This is a genomic window from Methyloceanibacter superfactus, assembly GCF_001723305.1.
Classification (GTDB): Bacteria; Pseudomonadota; Alphaproteobacteria; order Rhizobiales; family Methyloligellaceae; genus Methyloceanibacter; species Methyloceanibacter superfactus.
Map to the genome: position 1 here is coordinate 63,915 of NZ_LPWF01000026.1, position 17,237 is coordinate 81,151.

Here is a 17,237-nt window from a genome sequence, read left to right on the forward strand (position 1 = left end):
CCGTCTTACTCGACGCGGTCTTGCCATCGGCCGTCTTACCCGAAGCCCGTTTGCCGGTGACGGGCTTCCGCCGGGGCGCTTTCGCCGGCCTCTTGTTCACCGGCTTTTTGGCTTTCGATCGAACTGCCACAGGCCCTTGCCTACCGCCCAAGTTGTATTAGCTTCACTGCTATGACAGAGCCCCGCCCCGCCCCACAAGACTCTTCGGGCCACCATTCACAGACCCGGCCCCCCAATTCAGGGCCGTGCTGACGCCGCACCGCTCTTTGGGCCCGAAAGGCTTCATGGTGTTCATGGCGGCGATCAGCGCCATCAGCTTCGGCACCGGGCTCATGTTCTACCTGATGGGCGCCTGGCCGGTGATGGGCTTCATGGGGCTCGATGTGCTGCTCGTCTATGTGTGCTTCAAGCTCAACTTCCGCGCGCTGCGCGTCTACGAGACGGTGGAGCTTGCCGCTGAGGCGCTGACGGTGACGCGCGTCGCGCCGAATGGGCGGGCGCAATCCTGGCAATTCAATCCCTATTGGGTGCGGCTCGATCTCGAGGAGCGGGTGGGCCGCATGTCGGAGCTGTCGATCGTCAGCCACGGAAAGCGTCTGGTGTTCGGCAGCTTCCTGACCGACCCGGAGCGCGAGGATTTCGCCGCGGCGCTCAAGGCCGCGCTCGGCGGCGCGCGAAACCCGGGCGCCGTCTAGGCGGCGAGGTCGCGCTTCTCCGCGACGCTGCCGTCGGCATTGATGCGGTAGATCACGGGCACGGCGGTGGCGAGCGAATAGTCCTTCACCTCCTCTGGCGTGAGCTTGTCCAGCTCCATGATCAGCGAGCGCAGCGAGTTGCCGTGGGCGACGACGATGACGTTCTTACCCTCTTGCAGCTCAGGCACGATCCACCTGTCGTAAAAAGGGCAGACGCGCGCGGCGGTGTCCTTCAGGGATTCGCCGCCGGGCGGGGCGATGTCGTAAGAGCGCTGCCAGATATGGACCTGCTCGGCGCCGAAGCGCTTGCGCGCCTCTTCCTTGTTGATGCCGACGAGCTGGCCGTAGTCGCGCTCGTTGAGGGCGGCGGCCTTGATGATCGGCAGCTTGTCCTGGCCGAGCTCCTCCAGAATGATGTCGAGGGTGTTGTGGGCGCGCTTCAGGGTCGAGGCGAAGGCGCTGTCGAAATGCAGGCCCTCCTCCTTCAGGCGGGCGCCGGCGCCGTGCGCCTCGGCCATGCCCTCCTCGCTGAGGCCCACGTCCTTCCAGCCGGTGAACATATTCAGCCGGTTCCACTCGCTCTGGCCATGACGGACCAGCACGAGCACATTCTCGGCTTTCGGCGGCGTGTCGCTTGCCTTTTGGAGCATGTCCTTTGGAAGGCGCCCTGTCATCGTGTGTCCGGTGCCCCGACGGGCTTGCGCGGCCCACTGGGATCGCCGCCAGCATAGGAGGGGAAGGTTAAACTCAGGCTCACCATCGCCTCTCTTTAGGGCCACTTTCCGACCATGCGGACCCCGGTTTTAGGCGTTCACCCGTGGTCTTGCCAATGGCAATGACCCAGATATCAACGGGCGGGTTACAAGCCAAGGACTTGCAAGCCAAGGACGTCGGCCATGGAATATAGGCCAGGGGATTTGCCGCGCCCCCACAGGGCGGCCGTCACGGCGCCGCGGGCGAAAATCCCGCGGTCGGACGCGATATGGGCCAACTCGATACGCTCCCGGCCGGCGAAGATCACCCGGTGCTCGCCGACCACGTCGCCACCGCGCAGCGCCGCGAAGCCGATATCGCCGGTGCGGCGCGGGCCGGTCTCCCCGTCGCGGGTCCGGACGCTGTGCTCGGCGAGAGACACCTCGCGCCCCTTGGCGGCGGCGGCGCCCAGCATCAGCGAGGTGCCCGACGGCGCGTCGCGCTTGTGACGGTGATGCATCTCGAGGATTTCAATGTCGAATTCGGGCCCGAGCGTCGCCGCCACGCGCGCGGTGAGCGCGGCCAGAAGGTTGACGCCCATGCTCATATTGCCCGCCTTGACGATGACCGCATGACGGGCGGCCGCCTCGAGCTTGATGAGATCGTCTTCCGAAAAGCCCGTGGTACCGATGACATGAACGATGCGGGCCTGGGCGGCGAGCCCGGCGAAGGCCACCGTGGCGGCGGGCGAGGTGAAGTCGAGCACGCCGTCCGCATGGGCGAAGAGATGCAAGGCATCGTCGGTGATGGCGACGCCGAGCGGATCAAGGCCAGCGAGTGTGCCGATATCCTGGCCGATGGCGGGCGAGCCCTCGGCCTCGAGGCCGCCGGCGACGGTGCAGCCCGGCGTCTCCGCCAGGGTCCGGGTCAACGCCTGGCCCATGCGCCCGGCGGCGCCCAGCACGGCGATCCTCATGTCACTCATCGTGAATCGGCCACCCTTGATGCGATGGAGCCGCCGCCATGGTAGGAAGGTGCTCCAAAGATCCCCAGGTCCTTCTAGGCCGCCGGGGCATCGCTCACAAGTCCCGTAACGGTCGAAGACCCGATCTGATTTGAGTCAAACTGCCCATGGCGAAAAAGTCGCACCTCCTTCTCGCCGTGGGGCTGGCCGCTGCTTCGGTCTCGCCGCTTCTGCCGCTCGAAGCCGCCGCCGAGGAGATCGTCAGCGCCTACACGCCCCTCAAGCTCGAGGCCTGCCGGACCGTGACCCCGCCTGGGGACGAGGAAGTCGGCGGCGTGTTCCGGTGCAAAGGCTATGGCGGCATGGATGTGCGGGTGGCCGAAGGCGATCTGCGGATGTTCGTGTCCTATGGGCCGGGCGCTGACAGCCAGACCGCTGCGACTCAGACCCTGCCGGCGTTCAACACGACCGGCGAGACGCTCGAATGGCGTTTGGCGGACGGGGTGCCGTTCGCGACCATTCTTCGCTTTCATTGGGACTCCGACGGCGCCAAGGGCTCGACGCTTGTCATCACCAAGCTCGGCCAAACGGATGCCTGCCATGTCGCCCATGTCATGGCGACCGGCAATCCCAACGCCAACGTGCTCGCGCGGGAGATCGCCGACAGCCAGGCGCGTGGCTTCGATTGCCAGCGCGACAAGATCCGCGACTACGGTCCCGACGGGACCCAGGTCGACTAGGCAGCGATTCGACTAAGCGACGAGCGGGCGGTCCAGCGGCTGGGCCGGCCGATTTTCGTCCTCGTCGGTGACGTCCATCTCCGGCCGGCCGTAGTAATAGCCTTGCACTTGGTCACAGCCCCATTGCTTGAGCATGGCGGCCTGACCTTCGGTCTCCACGCCTTCCGCGGTGATGGTGACATGCAGCGATTGGCCGAGACCGACGATGGACGACACGATGGCGCTCGTGCGCTCGCTGGTGCCGAGGGTGTCGATGAAGGATCGATCGATCTTGATCTTCTTGACCGGGAAGCGGGTGAGATAGCTCAAGCTCGAATAGCCGGTGCCGAAATCGTCCATGGCGATGCACACGCCGAGCTGATCGAGCTTGGTCAGCGTATCGATGACCGCATCGGTGTTTTGCAGGATGATGGCTTCGGTGATCTCCAGCTCCAAACGCTCGGGCTCGAGCCCGGTCTCGGCGAGGATACGGCGCACCAGCCCGTAAACGTCCTGGGTCTTGAATTGCGCGGGTGAGAGGTTGACGGCGAGCTTGGTGTCGAGCGGCCAGGTGGTGGCGTAGGTGCAGGCCGTCTTGAGGATCCACTCGCCGAGCGGCGCGATGAGCCCGGTCTCCTCGGCGATGGGGATGAAGGTCGTCGGCGGGATCTCGCCTTCGGACGGATGCCACCAGCGAACCAGCGCCTCGTAGCCGGTGAGCTTGCCGTTATCGAGGCCGAACTGCGGCTGGTAATCCAGGTAGAGCTGATTCTTGCGTAGGGCGTTGCGGAGATCGTTCTCCATGCGGCGGCGCTTCTGGAGAGCGGCGTCCATGGCCGGCTCGAAGAAGCGGAACGTGTTGCGGCCGTCTTCCTTGGCGCGATAGAGCGCCAGATCGGCGTTCTTCATCAAGACCTCGATGGGCTCGCTATCGACGGGGCCCATGGCGATGCCGATGCTCGCCGACGTCGTCAGCTCGTGACCGTTGACGCGATAACCGGCGCTGAGCGCGCTACACACGCGCCGGGCGAGACGCATGGCGTCCTCTGGCGTGTCGAGCTCCTCGGCGACGATGGCGAACTCGTCGCCGCCCAGCCGGCCGACAAGATCGACCTCGCGGGTATTCTCCTTGAGGCGCGCGGAGACTTCTTCAAGCAGTGCGTCGCCCGTGGCGTGACCGAGCGTGTCATTGACGTGCTTGAAGCGATCGAGGTCGAGACAGAGAACCGCCATGAGCTGGTTGTGGCGCTTGGCGCGGGCCACGGCGCGCTCGAGTTGCTGATGAAACTGCACCCGATTGGGCAGACCGGTCAGCGAATCGTGCATGGCGAGGAACCGGATCTTGTCCTCGGCAAGCCAACGTTCGCGGATGCGCCGGGAGGCGATAGCCGCGGGCACGGTGAAGCCCATGACGATGAGCAGCACGGTGGTGAGCGTCACCACGGTGAGCGCCATATTGGTGAGGGAAGCGGCAGCCGTCTGATCGACGGCGAATGCATAAAGGCGGGCAACCTTGCCGTCTTCGGTGACCGGCACCAGTGCCAAGCGGGTGTCCTCGCCGCCGGGAAGGTCCGCCAGCTCGATCTTGTCGTCACGAACGGATTGCGCGATCGCCGTCTCGACATCGCTCTGGCCAAGAATGTCGGCAAGCGCGTCGGGAGAGAGGCTGCCGCCGACCGCGATCGCTTTGCGTCCGGGCGTGAGCACGGCAAAGCCATCCAGCTTGCTCACAAATTGGCCCTGCGTCTCATCGATATTGCCGAGGAACCAGCCGCGGGTGAGCCGGTCGAGGCCATCGACCAGGCTGAGACCGTCCTCACGGAAACTGGGGCTTGCCGGCAGACTCACATCGGCGGACTGCGCCGACGCCTCGCTCAGCGCGACCGCGTTCAGGACTTGCAGCTTCTTGTCGAGGACCCGCTCGGGCACGCCCGGCTCGCTCAGGCGCGCGTCGATTTCTGCCGTCCAGGCCAGCGCCGCCTCGCGGGCATCCCGGCCGAGGACGTAATTGATGGTGGATCGGCCCGACATGACGCCGGCTACGACGGTGAGGAGACCAAGAATCACCAGACCGGCCATGATCAGCCGATCCCGAGCGCCGACTTCTGTCATTTTCACGTGTTCCCATACGACAAGAGAAACCGTGACCCTAAGCGGTGGTTGTTAAGGCTCGCCCAACGGTTGCGGTTAATGAGCGGTTAACGCCTAGCGCCAGGCGAAGGCGATCTTGCGCAAGGAAGTGTCGCCGAAGCTCTCGGCGCCCTCGGCAGTGGGCTTGCCGCCAAGGCTCAGATAGAAGCCGCAGGCCGCTTCGTTATCGGCAAGTGCCCAAACCAACAGACCTTTTAATCTCATCTCCGCCAGCCGGATGCGCGCGCCCTCGAACAGCTTCGCGCCGAGGCCGAGGCCCTGATAGGTGGGATGGAGGTAGAGCTCGAAGATCTCGCCTTGGAAGGGCGCGCGGCCCAGCCGGCAGCGGCCAAACGTCACATAACCCGCAGCGTCGCCGCCGAAGTCGAGCACCAGCAGCGGCGCGCGCTTGCGCAGCGTGCTCTCCCACCAGCGCGGGCCACGGCGGGCGATCATGCGTTCGAGCGAGAGATGCGGGATAATGCCCTGATAGGCGTTGCGCCATGCCTCTTCATAGGCGGCCGAGAGGGCCGGCGCGTCCTTTGCCCGGGCAGGTCTGATGTGTGCGACATCGACGGACATGGCGTCAGCCTAGCGCAGGATCGAGGCGCCGGGCAAAGGGGACGTTGCGGTTATCCCGGCCTTCGCGCTTAGGCGACCTCTTCGGCCATGCGCTGACGCTCGGCCTTCTTGCGGTCGTTGGGATCGAGATACCGCTTGCGCAGACGAATCGATTTTGGCGTCACCTCGACCAACTCGTCGTCCTGAATATAGGCCAGGGCGCGCTCGAGAATCATGCGCATGGGCGGCGTCAGGCGCACGGCCTCGTCCTTCGAGGTGGTGCGAATATTGGTGAGCTTCTTGCCCTTGAGCACGTTCACCTCAAGGTCGTTCTCGCGGGTGTGCTCGCCGACGATCATGCCGCGATAGACGCGGACACCGGGGTCGATCATCATCGGTCCGCGGTCCTCCAGGTTGAACAGCGCATAAGCGACCGCCTCGCCCTGGTCGGTCGAGATCAGCACGCCGTTGCGCCGGCCCTGGATGGCGCCCTTGTGGGGCGCATAGCCGTGGAACAGGCGGTTCATGATGCCAGTGCCGCGCGTGTCGGTGAGGAGCTCGCCCTGATAGCCGATCAGCCCACGCGTCGGGGCGTGGAACACCAAACGCTGACGGCCGCCGCCTGACGGCTTCATCTCCACCAGATCGGCTTTTCGCTCCGACAGCTTCTGCACCACGACGCCGGAATGCTCCTCGTCGAGGTCGATGACCACTTCCTCGATCGGCTCGAGCAGTGTGCCGTCCTCCGCCGCGCGCAGCAGGACCCGCGGCCGAGACACCGAAAGCTCGAAGCCCTCGCGGCGCATGGTCTCGATGAGAATGCCGAGCTGAAGCTCGCCGCGGCCGGCGACCTCCATCGAATCCTTCTCCTTGGACTCGGTGACTTTCAGGGCGACATTGCCTTCCGCCTCGCGCAGCAGGCGGTCGCGAATCATCCGGCTCGTCACCTTGCTGCCTTCGGTACCGGCGAGCGGCGAATCGTTGACTCGGAAGGTCATGGACAGGGTGGGCGGATCGATGGGATGGGCAGCCAGCGGCGTCATGACCTCGGGCGCGCAGATGGTATGGGCCACCGTGGCATTGGGCAGGCCGGCGAGCGAGACGATGTCGCCGGCGCTTGCCTCGTCGAGCGCCACACGCTCGAGCCCGCGGAATGCGAGAACCTTGGAGACGCGGCCCTGCTCCACGAGATTGCCGTCGTGGTCGAGCACCTTGACCGCCTGGTTCGGGGCGATGGAGCCCGAGGTGATGCGGCCGGTGACGATGCGGCCAAGATACGGATTGGCCTCGAGAATGGTACCGAGCAAGCGGAACGGGCCGTCCTCCGACGTGCGGCTCCGGCACATGCTCCAGGACGAGATCGAAGAGCGGCCGCATGCCGGCGTCCTTGGGCCCTTCGGGCTCGCGGCCATCCAGCCTTCCTTGGCCGAGCCGTAGAGAATCGGAAAGTCGAGCTGCTCCTCGCTAGCGTCGAGCGCGGCGAACAGGTCGAACACTTCGTCCAAGACCTCGGAGGCGCGCGCGTCAGCGCGATCGACCTTGTTGATAACGACGATGGGCTTGAGGCCCATCTTGAGCGCCTTCGACACCACGAACTTGGTCTGCGGCAGAGGGCCTTCGGCGGCGTCCACCAGCACCAGTGCGCCGTCCACCATGTTCAGGATGCGCTCGACCTCACCGCCGAAATCGGCATGGCCCGGCGTGTCGACGATATTGATCCGGGTTATCGTCCCAGACGATCGACGTAGCTTGGCGAGAATGGTGATGCCGCGCTCTCGCTCCAGATCGTTGGAGTCCATGGCGCGCTCGTCGACCCGCTGATTGTCGCGAAACGAGCCGGACTGCTGGAGCAAGCGGTCGACGAGGGTGGTCTTGCCATGATCGACATGGGCAATGATGGCGATGTTGCGAAGCGTCATTGTCGGAGATGTTCTTTCAGCCGCGCGGCGGCCTGTTCATTGTGCGGCGCACTATACTCATTCCGGCTGCAACCACAATGCGACGCGAAGGGCAATGCACCGTCTGGGTTAAGCGGGCCCGGATCGCCGGCATATAGGCACGCCAGCCGGCCAACGGAAGCAGATTCCAGGGAAAATTGGAACCCGAGGCCGGTGCCCGCGTTGGCGTCTCATGACCGAGGCTCAACAGGTTCATGTCGACCGGGTGTGGGAGGTCGTCGATCGGGCACGGATTTGCATGATGACGACCCACTTCGCCGAAGGCCTTCGCGCGCGGCCCATGGAGGCCATGCCCAGCCGCGAGGAGGACGTGATCTGGTTCCTCACGGATATTCGCGGATTGAAGGATGACGAGATCGAAGCAAGCCCGGAGGTCTGCCTCACCTTCGTCTGTCCCGAGGACCGCGTCTATCTATCTATCACAGGCACAGCATCCGCCCGCCGCGATCCCGCCCAGGCGCAAGCGCTATGGAGCAAAAAGCAGGAGGCCTGGTGGAACGGACCCGACGATCCGAACCTCCTCGTGCTTCAGGTGGAGCCGCGACGCGGTGAGATCTGGGACGGTCCGGCGAGTTCGGCGGTTGCCGCCTTTGAATTCGCCAAGGCACGGGTCACGGGCGAGAAGCCCGATCTCGGCGAAAACCGCAAGGCGACAGTCGACATGCGGTGACGGCCCGAACACCGATCCGCAGTATCCAGGCTGCGGCGCCACGGCGCGCAACTCAGCGTTGAGGATGCAAGCATTTGATTTACCACGACGTTTGGATTGAGCGGCATCGCGGGCTTGGTTCGGCCAGGGTAGGAGCTTGTGTCATAAACGGGGGTTCCAGCTTCATGGACCAGCACATTAACGAGCAGGCCAACATCGACCGGATCTGGGAGATCATCGAGAAAGCCCGGGTCTGCATGATGGCGACCCATTTCTCCGAGGGCATGCGCGTCCGGCCGATGGAAGCCCTGCCGGAGCGGGACGAGAACGTCATCTACTTCCTCACCGACAAGCGCGGGCTGAAGGACGACGAGGTCGAAATCCGTCCCGAGGTCTATCTCACTTTCGTGTACCCCAACGAGAACGTCTATCTGGCCCTGACCGGCGAGGCCTTCGTCAGCCGTGACCCGGAGTGCGCGCGGGCGCTGTGGGACCGGCAGCAGGACGGATGGCTGAGCGGTCCCGACGATCCGAACCTCATGGCGATTCGCGTCGAGCTGTGGCGCGCCGAGATGTGGGACGGCCCGTTGAATTGCGCGGTGGCCGATTTCCAGTTCGCCAAGGCGCGGCTGTTCGGCATCAAGGCCAATCTCGGCGAGACGGACAAGGTCACCGTCGAGCTGTTCTAGCCGGCGCGCTTCCAAGAAATTTCATCTGGCGGCTTTGAACTAATCATTGCTGCGCCCAATCGGATTGGCGAAACTCGCAAACGTGTCGCCGTTGGTTTTGGGGGATGAATTGAGCGAATCCATGCAGCCGCCCTTCGGGCCCGCGCCGCCGCCGCTCGCTGGGCCGGAGCTTCCTTCCTTTCGCTATCCGCTCGGCGCGCAGCCGACCAAGCAATTCGACGGCGGCACCGCCAAGGAGGCGACGGTCGTCCAGTTCCCGGTATCGGACAAGCTCGCCGGCGTCTACATGACGCTCGAGCCGGGCGCGGTGCGCGAGTTGCATTGGCACGCCAATGCCGCCGAGTGGGCCTATATGATCGATGGGCGCGCGCGCGTCACCACCATCGATCCGGAGAACCAAGCGGAGGTCGTGGACTTCTGGGCCGGGGATGTCTGGTACTTCCCGCGCGGTCATGGCCACTCGATTCAAGGGCTGGACGGCGGCTGCACCTTCATCCTCGTGTTCGACAACGGCTACTTCTCGGAGTTCGGCACGTTCTCGATCACCGATTGGTTGGGACATGTGCCGCCAGAGGTGCTGGCCAAGAATTTCGGGCTGCCCGCTTCGGACTTCGCCGATTTTCCCAAGAAGGAAGTCTATATCGCGAGGGGTCCCGTGCCGCCGCCGCTGGCCGAGGATCCGGCACCGGCCTCGCTGAACGCGCCGCCGTTGAGCCACCGCTACCGGCTTCTGGCCCAGGCACCGGAGCCGTTTGCCGGCGGAGAGATGCGCATCGCCTCGGAGGTCGAGTTCCCCATCTCCACCACGATGACCGGCGCACTGCTCACCATCGCGCCCGGCAGCATGCGGGAGCTGCACTGGCATCCCAACGCAGCGGAGTGGCAATATTATCTGAAGGGCAGTGCGCGCATGACCGTGTTCGGCTCTGGCGGCCGCGCGCGAACGGATGAATTCGCCGTCGGCGATGTCGGCTACGTGCCGCAAGGCTACGGCCACTATATCGAGAACACGGGCAAGGACGATCTCGAGGTGATCGTGGTGCTCAACAACGGCACCTATGAATCCGTGTCGATCACGGCCTGGATGGCCGGTACGCCGGACCTCCTGCTTGCCACCAATTTCGGGGTGAAGGAGAGCATTTTCGAGAACATGCCGGGCGATGCGGTGATCATGCCCGATTAGCGCCCTGCTTCGGCCATGGCTGGGCTCTAGAGGGTGGCCATTACCCAGGGAAACTGCGCCCTCCGGTAAGCGCAAGGCATTGAACTTGATAATTTTCAACCCATCCTGGTATCTGCCGGTACTATTCAGCGCGATTCCCCGCTTGGCGCCTCTCCCGGGTGCCTGCTAATCCGCCGCCACGACGAGCGGCGTCCCATTGCTAGCTCACGACTGGCATTTTTCACGAAGGAGGCTCCATGTGCGGCGTAGCGGGTGTGCTCGACCTCAAAGGCCGGCGTAAGCCCGATCAGGCCATGCTGGAACGCATGGCCGCCGCGCTCACCCATCGGGCCCGACGACGACGGCTTCCTGGTTGCGCCCGGCATCGGCCTCGCCAACAGGCGCCTCAGCATCGTCGGTTTGGCCGACGGCGCGCAGCCGATCTTCAATGAGGACCAGAGCGTCGCCGTCGTCTGCAACGGCGAGCTGTTCGAGTTCCCCGAATGGCGGGCGGAGCTGGAAGCCAAGGGGCACGTGTTCCGCACCCATAGCGACGTCGAGATCATCGTCCATCTCTACGAAGAATACGGCGAGGGGTTCATCGAGCGCCTCACCGGCCAATTCGCTTTCGCGCTCGTGGATTTCAAGCGGCGCATCGTCTTGCTGGCGCGAGACCGGGTCGGCATTTGCCCCTTATTCTGGTCGCGCCAAGGCGACTTCCTGTATTTCGGTTCCGAGATCAAAGCGCTGCTCGCCTCCGGCGGCGTCACCCCCAAGGCGGACACGCGCGGTCTCGACCATCTCTTCACCTTCTTCGCGCTGGGCGGACGCCGCACCGCGTTCGACGGCGTGCAAGCACTGGCGCCGGGTCATTATTTGAAGATCGCCTGGGGCGGCGACGACAAGGCGGCCACGCCGGTCGAGACCAAATACTGGGACTTCGACTTTCCCGATTGGGGAGAGGAGGACGATCCTTCGGACGAAGAGGCGGCCATCGATGCTTTCGAGGAGGCGTTCGCGCGTGCCGTCGAGATCAGGCTGCGCGCCGACGTGCCGGTGGTCGGCTATCTCAGCGGCGGTGTGGACTCGGCCTATGTGCTGGCGACCGCCGCGCGCATTGCCGGCAAGCCGCTGCCGAGTTTCACCTTGCGGGTGCCCGATCCGCGTCTCGACGAGACGACGGAAGCACTTGAAGCCTCCGGCGCCATCGGCGGCCAGTCGACAGTCGTCGAGGCATGCGCCGGCATCATAACCGAGAATTACGCGGCACTGACCACCGCGGCGGAATGCCCGGTGCTCGACACGTCCTGCGCCGCACTGTTGGCGTTATCGCGCGAGGTGCGGGCGCAAGGCTACAAGGTAGTGCTCACCGGCGAAGGCGCCGACGAGGCTTTCGCCGGCTATGTTTGGTACAAGATCAGGGAAATCGCGCGCCGGCTCGATGTGGGCGACGCCTTTCGTCCGAGCACGGCGATCAGCCGTGCCGCCCGCAAATGGGCGGCACGCGATCAAAGCTTCGCCGAGCTTGCCCGCATCGACGGCATGATCGGCGGACCGCACGCCCAGTCCATTCTCTACAATCTCGTGGCGCGCTCGCGCGGCCGCTATTACAGCGCGGGCATGAAGGAAGAGATCGGCGCCCATGTGGCCTATGAGGATCTCGACCTCGATACGGAACGCATGGCGCGCTGGCATCCGCTGAACCGCTCGCTCTATCTTGGATACAAGGTTCATCTGTCGGGGCTGCTGTTGGGCCCAAAGCGACCGGGTGGCAATGGCGAACAGCGTGGAGACGCGCTACCCGTTCCTCGATGAGAACGTGATCGCGCTCGCCGCGCGCATGCATCCGCGGTGGAAGCTCCGTCCGCTTCTCAAGGACAAATATCTGCTGCGGCAAGCGGCCTTGCGCCGGTTGCCCCGTGACGTCGCCTGGCGGCCCAAGAACATGTTCCGGGCGCCCACTGCCGAGACCTTCCTCGTCAATCCGCCCGACTTCGTGCGCGATCTGCTGAGCGCGGAGAGTCTGAAGCGGACCGGCTATTTCGACGTGGCCGCGGTGGAGCGGGACCGTGCGCTGGTGGCCCGGGGCGAAGGCGACAAGCTCGGCGCGTTCGATAGCCTCGGTCTCGGCGGCGTGGTCGCCACCCAGCTTTGGCATCACCTCTATCTCGGCGGTGACTTGTGCGAGCTGCCCAATCTCGATTACGCACCCAAGGCCGTCGCGCCCGCACGCCAGCCGCGAGCTGTCGCCGGCGGTGCGGCTGCTCCGTAGTCCTCCAGGCAGGCACGCATCGTCGACTACGACCGTTGCTCGTCGAAGAGCCCGAGTGCCGCGCCTGCGAGCCGGTTCGTGAGGTCCTTGGCGCCGACGCCGGCGATGGGCGCGGGCCCTTGCCCCGACCAGAGCGGCGAGAAGTCGCCGGAGCCTTGTGCTTCGGCCTTGGCGCGTAGCGGCGCGATCGCCGGTCTGCCGAACGGAAACACCGGTGCGGCGGCATTCATCGGACCTTGCTCGCGCATGAAGCGGTTGACCACGCCGCGCGCCGGCCGGCCGGTTAGAATGTTGGTGATGGCGGTCTCGCGCATCGGATCGCCGAGGGCGGCCCGGTGCAAAGGCGGCGTGTAGGCCTCGGGGCAGAGGAGATAAGCCGTGCCCATCTGCACGGCCGAGGCACCGAGCGCGAAAGCGCCGGCGATAGCGTGCGCGTCGCCAATGCTGCCGGCCGCGATCACCGGCACGTCGACGGCGCTGGCGATGGCGCGCACCAACGCAAAAGTTCCCACTTGGGAGAAGACATCGGTCTCAATAAACATGCCGCGATGGGCGCCGGCCTCGGCCCCTTGGGCGATAATCGCATCGACGCCACGACCGGCAAGGTGCTTGGCTTCGCGCAGCGTCGTCGCCGTGCTCGTCACCTTGCATCCGGCCGCCTTGACGCGCGCCAGCAGCGGCTCGGCCGGCAGACCGAAATGAAAGCTCACGATCTCGGGGCGAAGCTCCTCGACCACCGCACAATCGGTCTCGCCGAACGGCGCATGACCCGTGGGCAGCGGCAGAGCGGGCGGCACGACACCGAGCTCATCGAAATACGGCGCCAAGTGCGCGAGCCAGGCGCGATCCCGTTCCGGATCGGCCGGCTCCGGCTCGTGACAAAAGAAGTTCATATGAAGTGGCTTGGCCGTCGCCGCGCGGAATGCGCCGACGCCGTCGCGCATTGCTTCAGGGTCGATGGTCGCGCACGGGAAAGAGCCAAGGCCGCCAGCCTCGGCCACGGCAATCGCCATCTCGATCCCGGTCGAGTTGGCCATCGGCGCCTGGACGATGGGGACCTCGACGCCGAATAGGTCGATGATACGCGTGTCCGGCCAGGACATGACGGTCAGCCCCGCAGCTTGCCGAGCAGGCGCAGGCGCAGGGCGTTGAGCTTGATGAAGCCTTCCGCGTCTTTCTGGTCGTAAGCGCCGGCGTCGTCCTCGAAAGTGACGATCTCGCTGGAATAAAGCGATTTCGGGCTGGTGCGGCCGATGACGATGACGTTGCCCTTGTAGAGCTTGAGCGTCACTTCGCCTTCCACATGCTCCTGGCTCTTGTCGACAAGCGCCTGCAGCATCTCGCGCTCCGGCGCAAACCAGAAACCGTAATAGACCAGCTCGGCATAGCGCGGCATCAGCGAGTCTTTTAGATGCATCGCCTCGCGGTCGAGCGTGAGCGACTCGATAGCCCGATGTGCGGCATAGAGAATGGTGCCGCCCGGCGTCTCGTAAACACCGCGCGACTTCATGCCGACGAAGCGGTTCTCCACCAGATCGACACGGCCGATGCCGTTGTCGCATCCGAGCTCGTTGAGCTTGGTGAGCAGGGTCGCCGGCGACATCGCCTTGCCGTCGATGGAGATGGGATCGCCGTGCTTGAACCCGATGGTGACGACGGTCGCCTTTGTCGGGCGCCTCCTCGGGCGAGATGGTGCGCTGATAGACGTAAGGCGGCGGCTCGCGCCCGGGTCCTCCAGCACCTTTCCTTCCGACGAGGAGTGCAGCAGGTTGGCGTCGACCGAGAAAGGTGCCTCGCCGCGCTTGTCCTTGGAGACGGGGATCTGATGCTTCTCGGCGAACTCGATGAGGTCGCTGCGCGAGACGAAGTCCCATTCGCGCCAGGGCGCCACCACCTTGATGTCGGGGTTGAGTGCGTAATAGGTGAGCTCGAAGCGGACCTGGTCGTTGCCCTTGCCGGTGGCGCCGTGACACACGGCATCGGCGCCGGTCTCCCGCGCGATCTCGATCTGCCGCTTGGCGATCAGTGGCCGGGCGATGGACGTGCCGAGCAGATAGACGCCCTCATAGAGCGCGTTGGCGCGGAACATCGGGAAGACGTAATCGCGCACAAATTCCTCGCGCAGATCCTCGACGAAGATTTCCTTGATGCCGAGCATTTCGGCTTTTTTCCGCGCCGGCTCGAGCTCCTCGCCCTGGCCGAGATCGGCGGTGAAGGTCACGACCTCGCAAGAATAGGTCTCTTGCAGCCATTTGAGGATGATCGAGGTGTCCAACCCGCCGGAATAGGCAAGCACCACCTTCTTGATGTCGGTCTTCATGGAAGCAGGCCTCGCGGGTGGCCGGGGTCAGAGGGTTAAAGCCGCCGCGACTATAGGCAGGCGATGCGCTTGTGCAAGTGTTGCGCAAGGGGCATAGGGGGGATCGGCGTGCGCGCGCCCGCCCAAAATCCGCCGTTCCAGCACAATAAGATCGGCGTACAAATGGAGGAAGCACGATGAAGGATCGTTCTCGGACAAGCTTATTCGCATCTCGGCTCGCTTTGGCGGGCCTTCTTGGTTTTGGAGTGACGCTGCCGCAGATGGCGATTGCGGGCGTGTCGCCGGCCGGGCTGGCCTCCGGCTCGCAAGCCGCCGCGCCGCTCGTGACCCCGGTCAAGAAGTGGAAGAACAAGAATTGGAACGGCAAGAACTGGAAGCGCAATAATCACGTCTATGTGGGCCCCAGGCGCGGCGTCTATGTACGCGGCTGGAACCGGCGGCCGTATTACGGCACGGTCATCGCCGGCGTGGCGCTCGGCACGATTATCGCCGCCACGGCAGCGCCCCGTCCGCCAGCCGACAATCTCTGCTGGTATTGGACAAACCCGTCGAAGAACAGGGGTTATTGGGATTATTGCTACTAGGCGCCAGCGCGTCTGACAGTCTTCAAGCCAACAGGCATGGGGCTCGGCGTCACATCGGCGCCGGGCCTTTTTTTTCGTCCGCCTAGAGGCAGGCGATGCGCTTGTGCAGATGCTGACCGGTATGGCGCAAGGTGCCGCCGGCATGGGCTAAAGCCGTGCCCGCACCGGCGAGAAGCGCCGCCGTGCCCCGGTGGAGCGCGATCGACGTGCGTTCGATAGCCTTTTCCAAGCGCGCATCGTTGCGCCGGACAGGGTCGAGCAGCAGCCGGTAGAGCCCCATGACAATGGCGATGGTGATGATGCCGGCGAAGATGATGTCGCTGATAAAATGGCGCCCGAAGATGACGCGCATGGTGCCCACGGCGGCGCCGAAAACGACGGCGGCCCCCATGGCCGTCGCCCGCACCTGAGGCGGCGCGAGCGAAGCCGGCGCGACCACCCAGAAGGCTTGGCTTGCCTCGCCGGAGACGAAGGAGCAGTTGCGCTTGCACTCGCTGCTCGGGCGCCACCACGGTTGAAAGTCGGCGGTCCCGGCGAACTGATGCACGTGGTTGGGTCGCGGGCGGCCCCAATTCTCCTTCAACAGGAGATTGGAGGTGAGACCGGGACCGATGATGAACGAGGCGATGAGGAACACGACCACCGACGGGGCGATCAGCATCTTGGAGCCGGGAAAGACGATCTTGCGGAGAAGCGCGAACAGGGCCGGCGCGACCAGCAGGAACGGGATCCAGTTGGCGACCTGCCGAACGAGATTCCATTCGTAGGTGGTGGAAGCGGGGAATTTCGCCGCCTGATCGTTGAAGAACAGACCGGCCACTTCGAGGTCGATGAGGGGATAAACGGCGAAGATTGCCCCCAAGACAAGACCAAGTGCAGCAGATGCAAGCAGCCAGCCGCGAGTCACGGCAACCCCCAAACCCCAAAAGTGCATTCGACGCTAGCGGCGGGGTAAGACAGTTCCGTGAGTGTAGTGTGAAGTTTCCATGCCAGATCGATGACACGCAGCCGACTGTTTCGTGACCCGTTGATCCGCGTCAGTGCGGACGCGTGGACGGAAGCTATCCTTCAGACAATCGCCGGATCGGCGGAACCTGGGTGAGACATGGACGTTCTCCAAGGCCGTCGATTTGTCTGGAGGAGAGGACGATGACGACCTGCATTCTTCGAGAGCTCCCAACCTCGGCTACACCGGCTCCGCGCCGCGAAGCGGGCTTCGTGTTGCGGAAGCGGCTCCAGTCGGTCACCGACTCCTGGCGGCGCACGGTGACCCATTACAAGCCGGAGCCGTGGCTCGTGGCGTTGGACCATGAGGGAACGGGGTTGCCGTTCAAGCCCGGGCGCCGGCCAGCAGCCAATAGATAAAGCCGCCTGCGAAACCCGCCGCGGCGAAGATGGTCATATATTCGCCGGCCGGAATTTCGGGGAGCCCGGTGCTTGCGGGCCCGGCAAGGACCGGAATGGCCGCCAGCGACGCTCCGCCGGCGAGTACGTAGTAGATCCACGACCGCACCCGCATCACTTCGCCGACAACCACGGCAATCAGGGCCGGCAGCGCTGTCAACGCCGGCGTCACGGTGCCGGCGAACAGCACGATGCCAAAAACCGTGGCGCCGCCATGACTGAGGATCGGATCGTCGGGCGGGGCTGCGGCGCGAAGCTCATCGCCAACCCACATGGCGCCAAGTGCGTACAGGACCGCGAGCGCGACGACGGCAGCGAGCACGAAGGCGACCACAACCCACACCACGCGGCCCAGATAACGCAAGATCACGCCTCTCCCTTTCCTCCCGCTGGCCCGGGCTGAATCAGAGCTATAAGAAGGCTCGAAGCGAACGGAC

Annotated in this window: 17 protein-coding genes; 8 read left to right on the forward strand and 9 right to left on the reverse strand. The window is 64.8% G+C overall.

Annotation, left to right across the window (positions count from 1 at the left end; genetic code table 11):
• The first annotated feature begins 245 nt into the window (after window positions 1–245).
• Window positions 246–695: a DUF2244 domain-containing protein gene (locus AUC69_RS09215; protein WP_069441899.1), complete on the forward strand. Its 450-nt coding sequence runs from the start codon at window positions 246–248 to the stop codon at window positions 693–695.
• Here AUC69_RS09215 and AUC69_RS09220 read toward each other — a convergent pair.
• On the reverse strand, window positions 692–1,345 hold the full coding sequence (locus tag AUC69_RS09220) for a 2,3-bisphosphoglycerate-dependent phosphoglycerate mutase (RefSeq protein ID WP_069441900.1): 654 nt from the start codon (window positions 1,343–1,345) through the stop codon (window positions 692–694). The two genes, AUC69_RS09215 and AUC69_RS09220, sit on opposite strands and share 4 nt — an antisense overlap.
• 209 nt (window positions 1,346–1,554) lie before the next feature.
• Window positions 1,555–2,373, reverse strand: coding sequence for a 4-hydroxy-tetrahydrodipicolinate reductase (gene dapB, locus AUC69_RS09225; protein ID WP_193427415.1), 819 nt, complete (start codon window positions 2,371–2,373; stop codon window positions 1,555–1,557).
• Between the two features lie 146 nt (window positions 2,374–2,519).
• Here dapB and AUC69_RS09230 point away from each other — a divergent pair, with 146 nt between their 5' ends.
• Window positions 2,520–3,092 carry a hypothetical protein gene (locus AUC69_RS09230; RefSeq protein ID WP_069441902.1) on the forward strand — a complete coding sequence of 191 codons (573 nt, stop codon included), beginning with the start codon at window positions 2,520–2,522 and terminating at the stop codon, window positions 3,090–3,092.
• Between the two features lie 12 nt (window positions 3,093–3,104).
• On the opposite strand, the gene AUC69_RS09235 is transcribed toward AUC69_RS09230, so the two are convergent.
• From AUC69_RS09235 to typA, 3 genes are all read right to left on the reverse strand, one after another.
• Window positions 3,105–5,183, reverse strand: coding sequence for a putative bifunctional diguanylate cyclase/phosphodiesterase (locus AUC69_RS09235; protein ID WP_069441903.1), 2,079 nt, complete (start codon window positions 5,181–5,183; stop codon window positions 3,105–3,107).
• A gap of 93 nt (window positions 5,184–5,276) precedes the next feature.
• Window positions 5,277–5,783 carry a GNAT family N-acetyltransferase gene (locus tag AUC69_RS09240; protein WP_069441904.1) on the reverse strand — a complete coding sequence of 169 codons (507 nt, stop codon included), beginning with the start codon at window positions 5,781–5,783 and terminating at the stop codon, window positions 5,277–5,279.
• Between the two features lie 68 nt (window positions 5,784–5,851).
• On the reverse strand, window positions 5,852–7,681 hold the full coding sequence (gene typA, locus AUC69_RS09245; protein ID WP_244500187.1) for a translational GTPase TypA: 1,830 nt from the start codon (window positions 7,679–7,681) through the stop codon (window positions 5,852–5,854).
• 211 nt (window positions 7,682–7,892) lie between these two features.
• Here typA and AUC69_RS09250 point away from each other — a divergent pair, with 211 nt between their 5' ends.
• From AUC69_RS09250 to AUC69_RS19015, 5 genes are all read left to right on the forward strand, one after another.
• Window positions 7,893–8,390, forward strand: a complete 498-nt coding sequence (locus AUC69_RS09250) for a pyridoxamine 5'-phosphate oxidase family protein (RefSeq protein ID WP_069441905.1) — start codon at window positions 7,893–7,895, stop codon at window positions 8,388–8,390.
• A gap of 164 nt (window positions 8,391–8,554) precedes the next feature.
• A complete protein-coding gene (locus tag AUC69_RS09255; RefSeq protein ID WP_069441906.1) occupies window positions 8,555–9,058 on the forward strand; it encodes a pyridoxamine 5'-phosphate oxidase family protein in 504 nt (167 codons plus the stop codon).
• A 109-nt stretch (window positions 9,059–9,167) separates the two neighbouring features.
• Window positions 9,168–10,241: a cupin domain-containing protein gene (locus tag AUC69_RS09260; RefSeq protein ID WP_204377306.1), complete on the forward strand. Its 1,074-nt coding sequence runs from the start codon at window positions 9,168–9,170 to the stop codon at window positions 10,239–10,241.
• A 252-nt stretch (window positions 10,242–10,493) separates the two neighbouring features.
• Window positions 10,494–12,035 (forward strand): asparagine synthase (glutamine-hydrolyzing), encoded by a 1,542-nt coding sequence (gene asnB, locus AUC69_RS09265; protein WP_069441908.1) that lies wholly within the window; start codon window positions 10,494–10,496, stop codon window positions 12,033–12,035.
• On the forward strand, window positions 11,989–12,492 hold the full coding sequence (locus tag AUC69_RS19015) for an asparagine synthase-related protein (protein WP_342018564.1): 504 nt from the start codon (window positions 11,989–11,991) through the stop codon (window positions 12,490–12,492). Before asnB ends, AUC69_RS19015 begins: the two co-directional genes overlap by 47 nt.
• 26 nt (window positions 12,493–12,518) lie before the next feature.
• On the opposite strand, the gene AUC69_RS09275 is transcribed toward AUC69_RS19015, so the two are convergent.
• Complete coding sequence (locus AUC69_RS09275) at window positions 12,519–13,595, reverse strand: NAD(P)H-dependent flavin oxidoreductase (RefSeq protein ID WP_069441910.1); 1,077 nt, start codon at window positions 13,593–13,595, stop codon at window positions 12,519–12,521.
• Window positions 13,596–13,600: 5 nt separating this feature from the next.
• Window positions 13,601–14,812 (reverse strand): argininosuccinate synthase, encoded by a 1,212-nt coding sequence (locus AUC69_RS09280; RefSeq protein WP_083239266.1) that lies wholly within the window; start codon window positions 14,810–14,812, stop codon window positions 13,601–13,603.
• A gap of 245 nt (window positions 14,813–15,057) precedes the next feature.
• Between AUC69_RS09280 and AUC69_RS18500 the strand changes: the two genes are divergently transcribed.
• Window positions 15,058–15,396 (forward strand): hypothetical protein, encoded by a 339-nt coding sequence (locus tag AUC69_RS18500; RefSeq protein ID WP_244500188.1) that lies wholly within the window; start codon window positions 15,058–15,060, stop codon window positions 15,394–15,396.
• Between the two features lie 82 nt (window positions 15,397–15,478).
• Here AUC69_RS18500 and AUC69_RS09290 read toward each other — a convergent pair whose 3' ends face one another.
• Together AUC69_RS09290 and AUC69_RS09295 are read right to left on the reverse strand one after the other, a co-directional pair.
• Window positions 15,479–16,303, reverse strand: coding sequence for a phosphatase PAP2 family protein (locus AUC69_RS09290; RefSeq protein WP_158008062.1), 825 nt, complete (start codon window positions 16,301–16,303; stop codon window positions 15,479–15,481).
• A gap of 423 nt (window positions 16,304–16,726) precedes the next feature.
• Entirely contained in the window at window positions 16,727–17,170 is a 444-nt protein-coding gene (locus AUC69_RS09295; RefSeq protein WP_069441912.1) for a hypothetical protein, read from the reverse strand.
• Between the last annotated feature and the right edge of the window lie 67 nt (window positions 17,171–17,237).